At 35.1% G+C, this 14956-nt stretch carries 12 protein-coding genes; 8 read left to right on the top strand and 4 right to left on the bottom strand.

Features of this window, described 5'->3' with window-relative positions; genetic code table 11:
• Window positions 1–56 precede the first annotated feature (56 nt).
• Window positions 57–227: a hypothetical protein gene (locus KO502_RS12815; RefSeq protein ID WP_216022955.1), complete on the top strand. Its 171-nt coding sequence runs from the start codon at window positions 57–59 to the stop codon at window positions 225–227.
• 342 nt (window positions 228–569) lie between these two features.
• On the opposite strand, the gene KO502_RS12810 is transcribed toward KO502_RS12815, so the two are convergent.
• The 3 genes from KO502_RS12810 to KO502_RS12800 form a co-directional block, all read right to left on the bottom strand.
• Window positions 570–740, bottom strand: coding sequence for a hypothetical protein (locus KO502_RS12810; protein WP_216022954.1), 171 nt, complete (start codon window positions 738–740; stop codon window positions 570–572).
• A gap of 1201 nt (window positions 741–1941) precedes the next feature.
• On the bottom strand, window positions 1942–3288 hold the full coding sequence (locus tag KO502_RS12805) for a hypothetical protein (protein ID WP_216022953.1): 1347 nt from the start codon (window positions 3286–3288) through the stop codon (window positions 1942–1944).
• A gap of 997 nt (window positions 3289–4285) precedes the next feature.
• Window positions 4286–6208, bottom strand: coding sequence for a choice-of-anchor I family protein (locus tag KO502_RS12800; RefSeq protein WP_216022952.1), 1923 nt, complete (start codon window positions 6206–6208; stop codon window positions 4286–4288).
• 432 nt (window positions 6209–6640) lie between these two features.
• Between KO502_RS12800 and KO502_RS12795 the strand changes: the two genes are divergently transcribed.
• The 4 genes from KO502_RS12795 (at window position 6641) to KO502_RS12780 (ending at window position 9964) form a co-directional block, all read left to right on the top strand.
• The gene (locus tag KO502_RS12795) at window positions 6641–8209 is read left to right on the top strand and encodes an ATP-binding protein (RefSeq protein WP_216022951.1); all 1569 of its coding nucleotides are present in this window, start codon (window positions 6641–6643) and stop codon (window positions 8207–8209) included.
• A gap of 53 nt (window positions 8210–8262) precedes the next feature.
• Window positions 8263–8985 carry a response regulator gene (locus KO502_RS12790; RefSeq protein ID WP_216022950.1) on the top strand — a complete coding sequence of 241 codons (723 nt, stop codon included), beginning with the start codon at window positions 8263–8265 and terminating at the stop codon, window positions 8983–8985.
• Window positions 8986–9179: 194 nt separating this feature from the next.
• Complete coding sequence (locus tag KO502_RS12785) at window positions 9180–9485, top strand: EF-hand domain-containing protein (RefSeq protein ID WP_216022949.1); 306 nt, start codon at window positions 9180–9182, stop codon at window positions 9483–9485.
• 2 nt (window positions 9486–9487) lie between these two features.
• Window positions 9488–9964 carry a hypothetical protein gene (locus KO502_RS12780; protein WP_252730758.1) on the top strand — a complete coding sequence of 159 codons (477 nt, stop codon included), beginning with the start codon at window positions 9488–9490 and terminating at the stop codon, window positions 9962–9964.
• 129 nt (window positions 9965–10093) lie between these two features.
• Here KO502_RS12780 and KO502_RS12775 read toward each other — a convergent pair whose 3' ends face one another.
• The gene (locus tag KO502_RS12775; RefSeq protein ID WP_216022948.1) at window positions 10094–10939 is read right to left on the bottom strand and encodes a LysR family transcriptional regulator; all 846 of its coding nucleotides are present in this window, start codon (window positions 10937–10939) and stop codon (window positions 10094–10096) included.
• A 453-nt stretch (window positions 10940–11392) separates the two neighbouring features.
• Between KO502_RS12775 and KO502_RS12770 the strand changes: the two genes are divergently transcribed.
• From KO502_RS12770 to KO502_RS12760, 3 genes are all read left to right on the top strand, one after another.
• Window positions 11393–12349: an HPP family protein gene (locus KO502_RS12770; protein WP_216022947.1), complete on the top strand. Its 957-nt coding sequence runs from the start codon at window positions 11393–11395 to the stop codon at window positions 12347–12349.
• Window positions 12350–12741: 392 nt separating this feature from the next.
• Window positions 12742–14208 (top strand): RimK family protein, encoded by a 1467-nt coding sequence (locus KO502_RS12765; RefSeq protein ID WP_216022946.1) that lies wholly within the window; start codon window positions 12742–12744, stop codon window positions 14206–14208.
• Window positions 14209–14213: 5 nt separating this feature from the next.
• On the top strand, window positions 14214–14762 hold the full coding sequence (locus KO502_RS12760) for an N-acetyltransferase (protein ID WP_216023000.1): 549 nt from the start codon (window positions 14214–14216) through the stop codon (window positions 14760–14762).
• The last annotated feature ends 194 nt before the right edge of the window (window positions 14763–14956 follow it).

Here is a 14956-nt window from a genome sequence, read left to right as displayed (position 1 = left end):
TTAATCAACTTGGTATAACGCAAATTAAGTAATAAATTCTTTAAAGAAAGTAGATTATGACTGAAACAACAATTAACTTTGAAATTGAAAAAGAAAACAAAAACAGCGTACGCTATAAAGAAATACCTAAAGACGGTATGCCACCAATATTAGGTACTCTTTATGTGCAAAAATGGTATGCAGGAAACAGCAAAAAAATAGAAGTGATCATTAACAAAGTCGATTAGCTTAACCTTTGTCCTTGAACTCAGGCTATCAGTTTAAGAGCTAAACCAATAACATACTCTAAATAATAGATATAAAAAAACCAGAGCTCATTTCCTCAAGAAGGTTAGAAGGTCTGGTTTTTTAGTTAACTGAAAGTTAGCTCTCAGTTAAAGTATCTGCTTGTTATGTTTACTTAAAGCTTAGATTAAGCTTGGTATAATACCAATCGGATTAATTAAGTGATAAATTTTTAATGAAGATAAATGTTCAAGAACAAGGCGCTTGATTGACCAATAGCTGGCTATTGGGATTGAAAGCAAAGATGTTATTGGATATTTAGGTCATTTTAAAAAATCACTTCATTAGTTCGCTTGGTATAACATAGCTAGAAAATCTTTTGACTCATTAACTTGGTTAAATTTAAACAATTGAGAGCCGCTTTGATCTTTAACTACAACATTTAATTTGTTGATTGAAATAGACTTTACCGGTGCTGCAATAGCAAAAACCTTACCTTGATAAGTATAAGACATATATAACTCCTTTAATTACGCAACGCGTAATATTAAAAAAGCCTATAACTGCATATAACATTATATTAATACGAAGAAATAGCCGAGCACCACTCGGGATCTCATGCAGTAAAAAGCTTTATTGTAATAGCTTTTATTAAGGTGATGGCTGACTGTGAAAGGGAAAGACAAAACACGAAAAAATAACTGGGGATTAATTAACAATTAGTGAGTATAACTAACCGATTTTTGAACTATACGCTGTGCTGACGAAAAAGTAAACTATTATTTAAAAAGTTCCACTAAATGATTCACATAAATAATTCACATAAATAATTCACATAAATAAAAAATGCGACTAAAAAAGTCGCATTCTTTACTACTAGCTTATACGGCGCATCCTGCACGCATATTTAATATCTCATCTTCCTTGAAACACTATCCTTAGTCTATCCTTCATGAGTCCACTCATTTCCTTAAGATTAGATACGTTATCCATAACTTAGTCTTCCTGACCTTGTTTCCTTACACGACCATCCTGGTCTATATCCATATTAATTTCAGTGCTATCCTGTCACTTAATTTCCATATTTAAATTGCTTCCTCTGCAATCTAGTCCTTTATATTTACATCCTTTTGTTACTTATCCGTAAGTTAGTATTACTATCCCAAGTAAATCCTTAAGTTATTTACCATCCCTTTCATAACTCATTATATCCTTATGTATTAAAACTAAAGTTTAATACTGAAGCCCCCTGCTTCTCGTCTTCCTGACAGAAGTAATGGTACTCCGACCAGATATTTTTAGGGAGCTGTTAATATAATATTTTCATTTGTAATAATATTGTAACAATTATGATTTATACAATTCACTTTATTATCAATACTTTAGGTTTTTTAAAACAGAAACGCATGCCATATTTGCCAACATATCTCACAGCAATGTAAGACATGTCTTACAAATAAAATGGTCTTTATCCTAAATCATCTTCTAATTCGCTTTTTCTGATCAGCCGCAGATCTCAGACATAATATTTTTTAGATAGCAACAAGGGGGTTAAGCTAACACCGTATTCACAGCCCCTCCTTATCAAGCATAAAAAGATCAATGTTAAACGATAATAATACATAGACAAACTTACCTAAATGGCTACGTTCACTTTTTTTAGACAAAAAAATAGCGCTACAAGAGCGCTATTTGAATTAATTCGAAATAATTAAATTATTCAGCGGCTGGTCGTATAGCAACTATCTCATCAACCACAGCTTCAGGTGATGATGCATTAAAGTCAGTATTGTCAGCAAGCTCAGTTTCATCAGCATAACTCTCAAAGTCATCTTCGTATGCTATTGCTTCGCCAGAGTATAGTTTTAAATCATCAACTCTCAAAGCCGCTCGCCCCATTACTGAGCTCGAATCACCTACTTTAAAGTTAACTGTTTGAACACCGCCAGCGACTACACTAGGAGTTTTAGCTAGTGAAGTAAAAGGAGAGCCGACAACTTCTGTACCGTTAATTGTAATCGAAACTTCTGGCAGCACAGCCTCTGTTGCATTTGTTGCATCCCATGTAACTTCTACATCAACCCACTCTCCCGTTGTGTATTGTGCTATTTCCGCTAGAGCATCGTTATAACCATCAGTGCCTGCATCATCACGTACTTTAAGCGCAGTATTACCAATTCTTATATCAACAAGTGCATCAGCATTTGAGGTACTTGTACCAAATAAGGTAAGGTAAGCTTCTTTACCTGTATCACCATTAAACAAGTCATCTTTAGAGAATGATAATGTCATTTTACCTTTTACAATGATGTCTTCTTCACTAAATTTATATCTTAATTGACCATTACCGCTTGAATCATTATCAGTAATAGATGCCACTTTAGTTTTTTCAGTACCTGCAGGCTCGGGAGTAATGGCGGCTGTTGCTGCAGACGTATGAGGTCCTTCAGAGTATTCCAAATTATCAGTATAAGTTACAGATACTGTGATTGTTTTAGCTAGTTCAGCATCAGTTACTGTAAATATTTCGCTATCTTCAGCATGAGTAATCACCTCATTGTTTGCTAACCAAGTATAACTAGCATCATCAGAGACACCATTATTATCATCGATTAATGCCGCTAATTCGTAACCCACCCAAGGATAACCATCAATTTCTACCGTACCAACAACCGCAGCAGGTTCTGCTTCGATTACTTCAGTTGGCGCCGAAACAGGAAGTTCAGCATCACCGCCTTTATCGGTATAAGATGCCTTTACTGAAATGGCGAAACCTATATCCGCAGCTGCAATGGCATAGGTATTTTCTGTTGCACCATCAATAGTCGTTGTATCACCATCAGCATTGGTTCGAATCCAAGAATAAACCACTTCACTTTCAGTGAAACCATCACTGTCAGATACTGTTGCTGTTAAAATTCTATTTTGATCACCTGAATACGGTAAACCTTCAACGCTAACAGAGCCAACTGAATGGCCGGCTGTAGTATTTGGTTCAAAATCATCGCTACACCCACCTATAGCTAATATGCTTGAAATCGCTAATGCTAATTTAGTTTTCATTTTTTATTCCTCTCGAAATTTATAATAATTTTAATTTTTAATCGTTTGGCTTAAAACACACTTAACAACATTCCCCTGAATTTTAAGTATGTTTAACCTGCAAAATAAATGCGGTAACTAATAGTCACAGTAACTTACCAATCTGTCAACCAATTTAAGGTATAACTTATAAAATAAGTGCAACTGGTAACCTAGGTTAGTACCGTATTTATAAAGATTTACATCTCTACTTATTGACGATTATGTTTTCAAGAATAATCAAATAATGGTTATAAAAATTAAAATAAAACGCGAGATTAGAGCCTGCTGAACTTTCACTATTATAGTTCATTGGATTTAAAATAAACTTAATCACAGTACTAGCTTTACTTAACCTGAACTTGGTTTAAAAACCATCAACCTATTGAAATAATTTACAATATTATTTTATCTAGCACGCTGGCGGGCTAGTTTTTTTTAAGTACCTTGGAAAAGTAAGCAAGGCAAATTTCGCGTCAATAGCAGGTCTATTGCAAGTAAATTTAACAATGAAAGGAGAGAAAATAGCTGCTAGGGCAATATTTATTAAACTGAGCTCAGCTTTACTTACTACTTAGAGTACTAGTCATTCTATTTAAAATGGGAACAAAAATGAGTAAGTAATTTTTAATGAAACTAAATGCAGTGCTTGTTTGAAATTTAAACGGTGTTATCGCATATTAGTGAAACCAGCTACATGTCAGATAGTCTGCCTTATATGCGTTTAATACAAAGAATAGTAAACAAATTGCTGTAAAAATAATTTCGAAAGATCAACTGCCCCTAAGAAAATAAAGGCTTTTTTGCAGTTAAATAAGGTGATGGCTAACAATGATACTGTTCAACTGAATCAAAGGTTAACCATCACCAACAAATATGTATTACCAATAAAATAAAAATCGGTAACATATAAAGAGATAGTAGATAAAAGTATTAAACACTTTTATCATTTACTATCAATATTAAAGCGGTAAATGCCCTATTGTTGCTCTGTAACTTGGTAAACAGTTACTGTACCAGATACTTCGTTACCAATAACTAACAGTGCTGTTGCTGTAGGGCTGTCTTCTGCTGAAATAAATTTAATGCTTTCTGGGCCTAAATCTCCCGCCATATTAACATCAGTACAATCCATACCTTCAGCAACATCACACGGCTCTGCTAAATCATCATCTAGTTCAAAATCAACCGTAAAGTCACGATTATTGTAATGTGTTACAAAAATGGTATTAAACGGATTAGTGATATCGTAAACAAATAAATCACCTGCTCGCTCTTGTGCAATAAAGGCATATGTTCTGTCGCCTACTTCGCCTACCTCAATCGCTTCTGGCTCGCCACCTTTATCGTCGGAGCGGTTATCGCCTTTGTTTTCAGTGTGCGCAGAGTTAAAGTTTTCGCCTAAAATAGCCGATGAAATTTTGCCAAAATCATCACCTGAGTCAAATACTAGGTTGGCATTTTGATCCCAAATAGAAAAAGAACGAGCTCCGTAAGTGAATAGTTTTTCAAACTCACCATTGTCATCCTCATCGCCAAGTGCTGCCGTTACCTTTAAACGACCTAGGTAATCTTTACCACCTGATTCGTCATATTGCATTTGTAATTCTGTTGATAACGTTTTACCTAAATCGTCTTCAAGATCTTTAATACGATATTCTTCGGTATAAGCGTCATAATCTCTTGAATCACCTTCGTTTGCCGAAATAATAAATGTTGAACCGTTCCAAGTATATGAAGCAAGCGTATCAGGTTGGTATAGTCCATAAAGCCCTTGAACACTTTTAAAGTTAGCAACTTCATCTGTATTGCTGAAATCTAATTGGTATTTGCTCCAATCTTTATAACCTAGAGCTTTCACTTCAATTGTTAAATCTTCTAAGTTTAAAATACCAATAGCATTGTTTTCTTGCAGCGATACATATGCCATTTTGCTATCCGCAGAAACCGTTATATATTCTGGCTCTAAATCTTTAGCAACCGTATTACCTGCAGGGCCCGCAAATTTAACGCCAGCTTTAGTTAACAACTCTAAACGTTTTGCGTCTGTATCAAAATCTTCATCATCTAAGTTATCATCACTAAAGATCATGTCTGTTGTCATATTGATATGGCTAGCAACGTCTGCTGGTATAGCATTAGTTACACTAATAACAGAAATTGAACCTTCAGGATCATTGCTATAATCAGTATTTGGCTCACCTTCATTAGCAACAAGCACTTTTAAACCGTCTGGAGTAAACGTTACCATATCTGGGAGCGCACCAACTTCTACGGCTTTAATAAAGGTACCTTCACCTAAAGCATTTAAGCTATAAAACAATACAGCGCCATTGTCTTGCTTAACATCTGCTTGTACAGCTAATGCTAATAAATCATCTTTTATTGCAATAGAATTAACATCACTTAATGCCATTGTTTTATCCATGCCTGCTGCATCTTTTACAGTAACAGAATCAGGAAAAGTAAATGATGTAGCGCTAAGACTTTCATCACTAACAGGGCTAGCAACAGCTGTTGTTGACAGGTTAGTTAAATCAATGACTTCAATTTTATTTTCAGCGGCATTGACTGAAAAAGCAGATTTTGAAGTTTTATGAAATTGTACTATTTCAGCAGCACTTTTACCGATAATTCCGGTGGCAAAACGACCAACCACTTCTACGTTTAATGAACGAGGTAAGCTAGCACCGTCTGCTCCATTTACACCGTCTGCTCCGTCTACGCCGTTTGTTCCATCAACACCATCAGCACCATTAGCACCAGTTTCACCAACAATCCCTTGTGCACCATCTAGACCAGCGATCCCATCATCGCCATCACAACCCGTTAATGCGAGGGAGAGTGCCACTGTTAACATTCCAACTTTAAAGCTTTGACCTGTAAATTTACTTGTAAACATATTTATACCTTATCTTAACTAATTTTATGTTGATATTAAATTTGGCAATACAGTAGGTAAGTTTTATGGCAAATTGATGACCAAAAAATTAAAGTAAGATGACAGGACAGTTAAGGTAAAATGACAAAATGAGTACTTAACCTCAACTCTGGTTAATGAATATTATAAAAGCAAAAAAACACTATATAGCAATAAATAACTTATTGAGTAATTTTGCTTAACCAGTCTGAGGTTACTTAATCTAGGTATTGAACTATTTAAAGTGTAATTAAAATACTAATAACCTTTAGGAAATTGCATTTTCTATATCCATAATATTTGCACATTGTTTTGGTATCATAGTCATTTCAATATAGTGGCAACATTATCAACAAGCACTTTTAAAGTATAAATTTTAGTACTAAATAAAGGATTAAAGACAATTACATATCTATGAAAATTCAAAATAAATTGTTCCTATTTCTATTCAGTTTCAGCCTTGTTTTAGTCACTGTGTTAGTTTTATTAATGCAATGGAGCATTGGTAAAGGCATGGTTGAATATGTTATTTCAAAAGAAGTTGAAACTTTAAAACCTGTTGTTGCAAAATTTTCAACAATATATCAAGTTGATAATAATTGGTTATCAATGAAAGATAACCATATTGAGTTTCGTCGATTAATAATACAGCAACTCAATGGTAGTGATTTTGATAAGTCACCCAGAAAGCCGTCAGCGAAAAACATGCGTTTAAATAAGACTAACCATGCTCCGTATTTGAAAAATGATAAGCGCCCTCTTCATGCAAGATCAGAAAATAATAGACCGCCACACTCTCCTGATAGAGCCAATCGCCCACCTCCACCACAGCCAGAAGCGCATTATGCTCTACTTGATAAAAATCAACAATTAGTCGTAGGTAGTTACCAACCTAGTTTAGATTATGTAAAAAACCCTATTGAAGTTAACAATGCTATTGTTGGCTATTTTGCAGTTTCTAAGCGCAGCTTACTTACCCAAGGTTATGAAATCGCTTTTATAGAGCAACAACAATATTATTTATGGTTTATCGGTTTATTTGTAATGACTTTAGTTGCGCTTGTTACCTTACCTTTAGCTAAGCATATAGTAGAGCCAATTAAATTAATAACACGCGGTATGCACAAGCTAACGCAAGGTGATTATAAACAGTCAATTATGCTTAATAGACGAGATGAATTATATGAATTAAGTCGTGATTACAATGAATTAGCCTTAACGTTAGCTGAAAACGAAACAGCAAGAAAGCGCTGGTTAGCAGATATATCACATGAGCTTCGCACCCCTGTTGCTATTTTACGTGGTGAATTAGAAGCAATGATTGATAACGTTCGTCCACTTAGCCATGGCAACATTGTATCAGCTAATGATGAGGTTAAACATTTGCAACGCTTAATAGATGACTTAAATTTACTAGCCAGTACCGACATTGGTGGTATGCGTTATCGTAAACAGCAAGAAAACTTAATTGACTTAATTGAAAACGAACAAGAGAAATACACTAGTTATTTAGCTGATGCCGGTATTTCGCTAAACCTTAATTATCACTCAAAAATTGTCGAAATTTATGCTGATAAAGACAGAATGGTACAATTATTTGAAAATATAATTAATAACTGCATTAAATACTCAACTGCAACACAGCTGACCATTTCAATTGTTATTAATAACGAAATCAAAAGTTTATCGAATAATAAGTTAGCGAGTAATGGTGCAACAGTAAATAATACTAATATTGAGCCTAACATTGTCATAACCTTTGAAGATAATGGTATTGGCGTAAACCCTGAGCATTTACCACACTTATTTGAACACTTATATAGAGTAGAAGATTCAAGAAACCGTCAAACAGGAGGTTCAGGTTTAGGTTTATCTATTTGTCGCCATATTGTATTGGCGCATCAAGGTGAGATTATTGCGCAAAAATCAGTGTTAGGCGGTCTAGCCATTATTATTTCATTACCTTTAACATCCAGTAGTTAACTTATTTTACTTAATAAATTGATTTACCTTAAAATCGTTATACAGAGAGTCTTATGTCGAAAACCATTTTAATTGTAGAAGATGAAATAAAACTAGCCACTATTCTAGCTGATTACTTTACCTTAACTGACTATAACACGCAGTTGATCCACCATGGTGATGAAGTACTCACATGGGTTAAAGACAATCAACCTGCCGCCATTTTGCTCGACATTATGTTACCAGGTAAAAATGGCATAGATCTGTGCAAAGAAATAAGACAATTTTCCAATGTACCTATTTTAATGGTTACTGCAAAAGTTGAAGAAATTGACCGATTATTAGGGTTAGAGTTAGGCGCTGACGATTATATTTGTAAACCCTTCAGCCCAAGAGAAGTAGTGGCGCGAGTTAAAGCCGTTTTAAGACGTACTGAATTACAAACATCAGCCGAAAATCTAAGCAATGAAAGTACAGATAAATCCACAAGTTCACAACAAGCTAACAACCCTAATATGTTAAACCTTGATGAACACAGACTAATAGTTACTTTTCAAGAAAGTGAAGTGTCTCTCACCTCGGTAGAATTTCAACTATTAAAACAACTAGCGAATAAACCTGAGCGAATATTCACCCGAGAGCAATTAATGGGGAATATGTATTCCGATCATCGAATTGTAAATAACCGTACTATAGATAGCCATATTAAAAAATTACGTAAAAAACTTATCGATATAAGTGCAGGTAAAGATTGGATCCAGTCAGTTTATGGCACGGGTTATCGTTTAGTCTTATAACTTTTTCTTTTTTTCTTTTTCTTTTTCTTTTTCTTTTTCTTTTTCTTTCTAACATTGTGCATCAATAAAATTTACATTCCTTTATTTTTGCACATTGTTTGCATTGTCTGTTGTTATTCTTTTTTGTAATTAAGACCAAGTAAATTTATTTCTTGGGCTTTTTAAAAATATGCCCGATAGCAATAGGAGCTTTCATGAATCAATATAGCAAACTAGTTTTAAGCATTGCCATAGTTATCTCTACAGCCACAACTGTGCAAGCCGAAAACGCTGAACATAGTAAAAATGGTCCTCCCCAAAGACCTACCTTTGAACAACTCGATATTAATCAAGATAGCGAAATTGATTTTGAAGAGTTTTCATCACAAGAAATTCCTCACGGCGACCACCAAACTATTTTTGACATGATAGATATTGACGGTAGTGGTTTTATTAGTAACGAAGAATTTGTTAATCACAAGCCACCACAACCAAAAAAACGTCATCAAAAGGAACAATAACCATGATCGATTCAGTCAACTCAGGCATGTCAATGCCACCGCCGCCAAAATCTGGCTCTGGCTCAGAAAAAAGCTTAACGACAGAACAACAAAGCTTAATTACCGAAACATTAGCGCAATTTGATGTCGAAAACCTTACCGAAGCAGATGCGCAAAGTATTGTTGAAACCTTCTCACAAGCAGGTATTCAGCCAAGTTCTTCTTTTGAGCAGGTATTAGCTGATTCAGGTTTTGATGCTAAATCTATTGGCGAGCTAGCCGGTGTTAGTGAAGACGGTAATAGACCACCTCCTCCGCCAAAACAAAGCTCTGAAGAAATAACTTCAATTGTTGAGTATTTAACAGAGTTAATGGAAGAAAAATTAGCTGAAAGTAATAACAGTAAATTAACCGATGAAGACCGACAATCTATTCTCGATCAGGTATCTGAAAAATTTGATCTTGACGCGGGTGATTCAATCATCAACACCACAGCTTAGTATTCATTATAATATGCGTAGTTGATATCGAAATAGCATCGAATATACCGCATATTAAAACAACTCCCTTAGCGCTGCCCTGTGTAATATTCCATGAAGGTGGCGTTTTTTATTTTTCGTTCGGGATAATTAAACTAGCCACTGCTGATTAAGCGCTAAGCTGTCTTTTAAACTTTTTAGCGCTTTGTCTAACGCACTTGACTCTTTATTCGCATGGTAAACAATATAAATAGGACAAGAAAATTCTGGCGATCCTTTCACTAACTCAAGCTCACCTGAAACTAAGTATTTATCAACAACCCGCGTTCTAAAATAGCCATTACCGCCATTTTTCAACATAAACTTTAAGGCTAATGGCCCAAAGTTAAAACTCAGTGCTGCTTGTCTTTTTTGCGGTAATGCAGCATCAAAATTCCGCTTAAACTGCTCTCCCCAATCTATAAATAAATCAGGGGAATACTGCTGTGGCACACAAACATGTACTAATTTTTCTTCAACGACTTGTTCAACTGCAAATCCCGAAAAGTAACTAGGTTGATGCACTAAAATAATGTCTAAGGTATTCTTTTCAAGTAAAGCAATTAGCCCCTCAGTACTGTCTACTTCACTGTGAATATGCAGCTCTGGGGCATATTGTGTTATCGCCGTTACCCAATCGACCATTAACGGATTCCACAAACTGTTTTCTACGCCAATACGGATTGTATCACTCTGCCCTTGCGGTAAAGACAAATGCAATTCTGCTTGCTCTAACGTTTGTACCAAGGTTAACGCATAACCTGCAAAAGCTTCCCCCTCACGCGTTAGCTTAGCACCCGCTCGATTACGGATAAACAACGCGCATTTAAGATGATTTTCTAAACTTTTAACCCTAGCAGTAATTGTGGTTTGCGTAACATTAAGCCGATTAGACGCTTCAATAAAGGTACCGGCATTCATAATTGCCAAAAATGTTTTGGCTAGTTCAATATCCATAATGAAACCACTTCAGTTAAGTTGTGTTGAGTTGAGTTAAGTATTTTATTACCACATTTAAATTCATTATTTATGAATTTAAGTATCATTAATATTCATTATACACAATTTAAAACAACAGTTAACCTATGCACCTAAATGGTTAACCAGATAGCACCAACAAAGTGCAAAACAAGGTGATGCTTTTGAATTTATATAAACTAGGAATATTCGGCATGTTCTTTTCATTCATATTATGTTTAGCCGCTATTTATTATGTATTCATTAATGAATCACCTATTGCTTTTCCTTGGCTAATGTTTTGGCACTTTACATTGTTGATAACTGGACTGAGTTTTAAATTGTTTTATGTGATGATTTTAGCCTCGACACCTAATAAAAAACACACAAACAAATAAAAAATCAATAAAAATCAATAAAAATCAATAAGATTAGTAGAGATATTATTTAATAATGACATTTAATTTGAATCTAAAAAATAAAAAAAAAATTCGTTATATTTTTTCTGAAGCACGTAAATACCTAGGCATTGAAGAAAACAGTACCTCACACCTTGAAAAAATACTTTCAGGTATTGGTGCGATGATCTCAATATATCTTTGCCAACTATTGATGGCTCCATATATTGAACAACCTAGCTCGTTATTGATAATCGGCTCTATGGGAGCGAGTGCCACACTAGTATATGCGCTCCCTCATGGTGCATTATCGCAACCCTGGCATGTTTTTGGCGGACATTTAGTTTCAGCGTTGGTTGGCATATTATGTTATCAACATATTACCGATCCTTTATTGTCAGGTGCTGTTGCTGTGGGTGGTGCGGTATTGGCAATGTATTTTTTACGTTGTTTACATCCGCCTGGTGGCGCTACCGCGTTGTTTTGTACACAAGGTGGTGAGTATGTATATAACCTAGGCTTTAGCTTTATATGGGATCCTTTATTGCCTAGCGTATTAATTATAATTGGCATTGGTGTATTATTTAATGCGCCTTTTTCATGGCGTAGATACCCTGCTCACTTAAATTTTAGCAAGGTTAGCAGTCAACAGTCCGTAAATTCGTTAAGCCATGAAGATGTAAGTGCCGCTTTATTACAGCTCGATTCATTTGTCGATATAAGTACTGAAGAATTAGCACTTATTTTTGACCGCGCCTTAGTTCACTCTGTTGCTAACAAACCCAAAAAGAAACAAGAGTTAAAGCCTAATCACTTTTACAGTAATGGATCTTTAGGTGAAAGTTGGAACATAAAACAAATAACCAGTATTGAAAAAGCTAAAGTGCACTTTAAAATTATTGCCGGTAAAGGTAAGGGGTTAATGAAAGTGGGTAACCAGAGTAGTTTTCAAAAATGGGCAAAATTTGAAGTGGAATTATTTCAAGGAAACTGGATAAAAAAATCACTATAAAAGCGTTTTTGCATATAGTTTTTGCATATATGAATTTAAAGAGTTTATGTCATCTTTTACTATTGTAAGTTACCGTTGCAACTCAGCGGTACTTCTCTTTTTAACATCATAAAATATTTATGTAGCTTTATTCTAAAAAAACGCCCCGAAAACACCTTTATCAAACCACCAACAAATAACTCAATAGTTTGATTTATAAGAACTAAAAAACAAAATAAAAATATTAATTTTTATTTGTATTCATCCAAATAAAAAGGTGATAAATTCTGCAAAACACGAGCATTTCACTGATTATCACGAACTCATAATCCGTCCTACATCTACTGAAAACCACCTCAAATGGCAATGCATCGTGATAACCAATATTGTATTATTTTAAGGAAAACCCAAACGTGTACAAAACACTCATTGTAGTAGATGGTGAGCATGTTGACCTTGGTGAAGGTCGCTCTGATGTTATTAGTTTTGAAAAATATTTTCGTGAATACCCTAAATTAAATGAGCCGAAAACGCGCATTATTAATTTATGCGACACTGACCAATATTTAAGTAAAGGTTATTACTGCTCTTTACTTGCTGAAGCCCGAAACCATAGTGTTTTACCTAGCGTAAAAACCATTAATGGTTTACGTAATATGGCGCATGACAGCGACAATTTTGCGCTATTAGCTAACTTGGTTAACACGTTAAAAGTTAATCTTACCAGTAATTTAACTACGATTAACAAACACGTATTTTTTGGTAAAACCAACGATAATACACTTGATAAGTTAACCGCTAAAATATTTGCTTTGTACCCTGCCCCATTGCTCAATTTAACGGTGCAATTGCTGGATGTAAAACCAACGATAACAATTACCCCTATGTCTTTTTCTGAGCTTGATGGTCAGCAAAAACAAGAGTTTTTATCGCAGCTAGATGACTTTAAACAAACGGTATGGCGCATAAACAAAAATCGTAAAAATTCACGTTGGGATATGGCGATATTAGTTGATCATAACGATAAAGTTCCACCGAGTAATAAAGAAGCTATTGCACGTTTTGTTAAAGCCGCTGGCAAATATGGCATTAACGCTGAAGTCGTCAGTATTGATCAAATAGACAATATTGCCCATTACGATGCGTTATTTATTCGTGAAACAACGGCAATTGACCATCATACTTATCGTTTAGCCCGCAAAGCTGAAGACTTAGGTTTAGTGGTAATGGATGATCCCGACTCAATTTTACGATGCTGTAATAAAGTGTATTTACACGACGCTTTTAATTATAAAAAAGTGCGTAGTTTAAAAACTGAAGTCGTAAACGATCAAAGCTCAGACACAATAGCCTTTTTAGAGAAAACCTTTGGTTATCCTATGGTATTAAAATTACCTGAAGGATCTTTTTCTAATGGCGTATTTAAAGCGAAAAATCGTGAAGAGCTAACGGTTAAACTTGATGAATTACTTAAAATCAGTGCCCTTGTATTAGTTCAAGAATATATGTTCACCGATTTTGACTGGCGTATTGGCGTGTTAAATGGCCGAGCGATTTATGCCTGTAAATATTTTATGGCACGCGGTCATTGGCAAATTTACAACCATAGCTCTAGCCGATTTTTCTCTGGTGGTTTTGAAACATTACCAACCTTTGAAGTACCCAAATATGTATTAGACTCAGCACTAAAAGCGGTAAGTGTTGTGGGCAACGGTTTATACGGTGTTGATGTAAAAGATGTTGATGGCAAAGCGTATGTACTTGAAGTTAATGATAACCCGAGTATTGATTACAAAATTGAAGACGCTTACTTAAAAGATGAGCTGTATATGCAAATTATGGCTGAATTTCATCGTCGTTTAGAAGATCGCGGTCGCTAACAGTGATGGTAAATACAGCGAAAGTAATAGGACAATATCAATATAGACTAGCGCAGAAAGATGACTTATCTGCGCTCGTTGCCTTAGAGAATAAGTGCTTTGCATATGACAAATTAAGTCAACGCAGCTTACGCCATTGGATAACAGCTAAACACGGTATTTTATTGGTTGTTGAAGATGTTAACTTTGATGTTGATGTTGATGTTGATGTTGATGTTGATAAAAAAACTACTCATGCCAATACAAATAAACAACTAAATTCATTACTAGGTTATGGTTTAGTTTGGCGTTATAACGGCACTAAGGTAGCGAGGTTGTACTCGTTAGCTGTAGACGCTAACTACCGAGGACAAAATATTGCGAGTGAGATATTAACCCAGCTAGAAGTTGAAACAGTAAGGTATGGGCATTCTCTTTTGCGCTTAGAAGTATCACAAAAAAACTCTAAAGCAATATCATTATACGAACGATTAAACTATCGGGTCTTCGGTGAATATAGTGATTATTATGAAGACGGTAGTGATGCTTATCGAATGCAAAAAGCCTTACTATAAAAGAGCTCGATTACTACTTACCCTCACACGTCATCCCCGAGTTGTCTTGTCGGGGATCCAGTTGTTTGAGTCAATGATTACAAGCGCATGGATCTTCGACTAGACATTTCGAAGATGACGTAAAATCTACTGTCTATTTGATTAAGTTAACGACTTACTCGCCGCTAAAGCACGCGCAGCATGTAGCTTTCAAT

It is taken from the genome of Colwellia sp. E2M01 (assembly GCF_018860585.1).
Lineage (GTDB): Bacteria > Pseudomonadota > Gammaproteobacteria > Enterobacterales > Alteromonadaceae > Colwellia.
The sequence above is the reverse complement of the archived record's forward strand: the minus strand, read 5'-3'. Positions and strand labels throughout refer to the sequence as shown.

Bases quoted from the DNA above. Each gene is read 5' to 3' on its own strand.
- KO502_RS12815 (WP_216022955.1), top strand. From the start codon at position 57: ATGACTGAAACAACAATTAACTTTGAAATTGAAAAAGAAAACAAAAAC.
- KO502_RS12810 (WP_216022954.1), bottom strand. From the start codon at position 740: ATGTCTTATACTTATCAAGGTAAGGTTTTTGCTATTGCAGCACCGGTA.
- KO502_RS12805 (WP_216022953.1), bottom strand. From the start codon at position 3,288: ATGAAAACTAAATTAGCATTAGCGATTTCAAGCATATTAGCTATAGGT.
- KO502_RS12800 (WP_216022952.1), bottom strand. From the start codon at position 6,208: ATGTTTACAAGTAAATTTACAGGTCAAAGCTTTAAAGTTGGAATGTTA.
- KO502_RS12795 (WP_216022951.1), top strand. From the start codon at position 6,641: ATGAAAATTCAAAATAAATTGTTCCTATTTCTATTCAGTTTCAGCCTT.
- KO502_RS12790 (WP_216022950.1), top strand. From the start codon at position 8,263: ATGTCGAAAACCATTTTAATTGTAGAAGATGAAATAAAACTAGCCACT.
- KO502_RS12785 (WP_216022949.1), top strand. From the start codon at position 9,180: ATGAATCAATATAGCAAACTAGTTTTAAGCATTGCCATAGTTATCTCT.
- KO502_RS12780 (WP_252730758.1), top strand. From the start codon at position 9,488: ATGATCGATTCAGTCAACTCAGGCATGTCAATGCCACCGCCGCCAAAA.
- KO502_RS12775 (WP_216022948.1), bottom strand. From the start codon at position 10,939: ATGGATATTGAACTAGCCAAAACATTTTTGGCAATTATGAATGCCGGT.
- KO502_RS12770 (WP_216022947.1), top strand. From the start codon at position 11,393: ATGACATTTAATTTGAATCTAAAAAATAAAAAAAAAATTCGTTATATT.
- KO502_RS12760 (WP_216023000.1), top strand. From the start codon at position 14,214: ATGGTAAATACAGCGAAAGTAATAGGACAATATCAATATAGACTAGCG.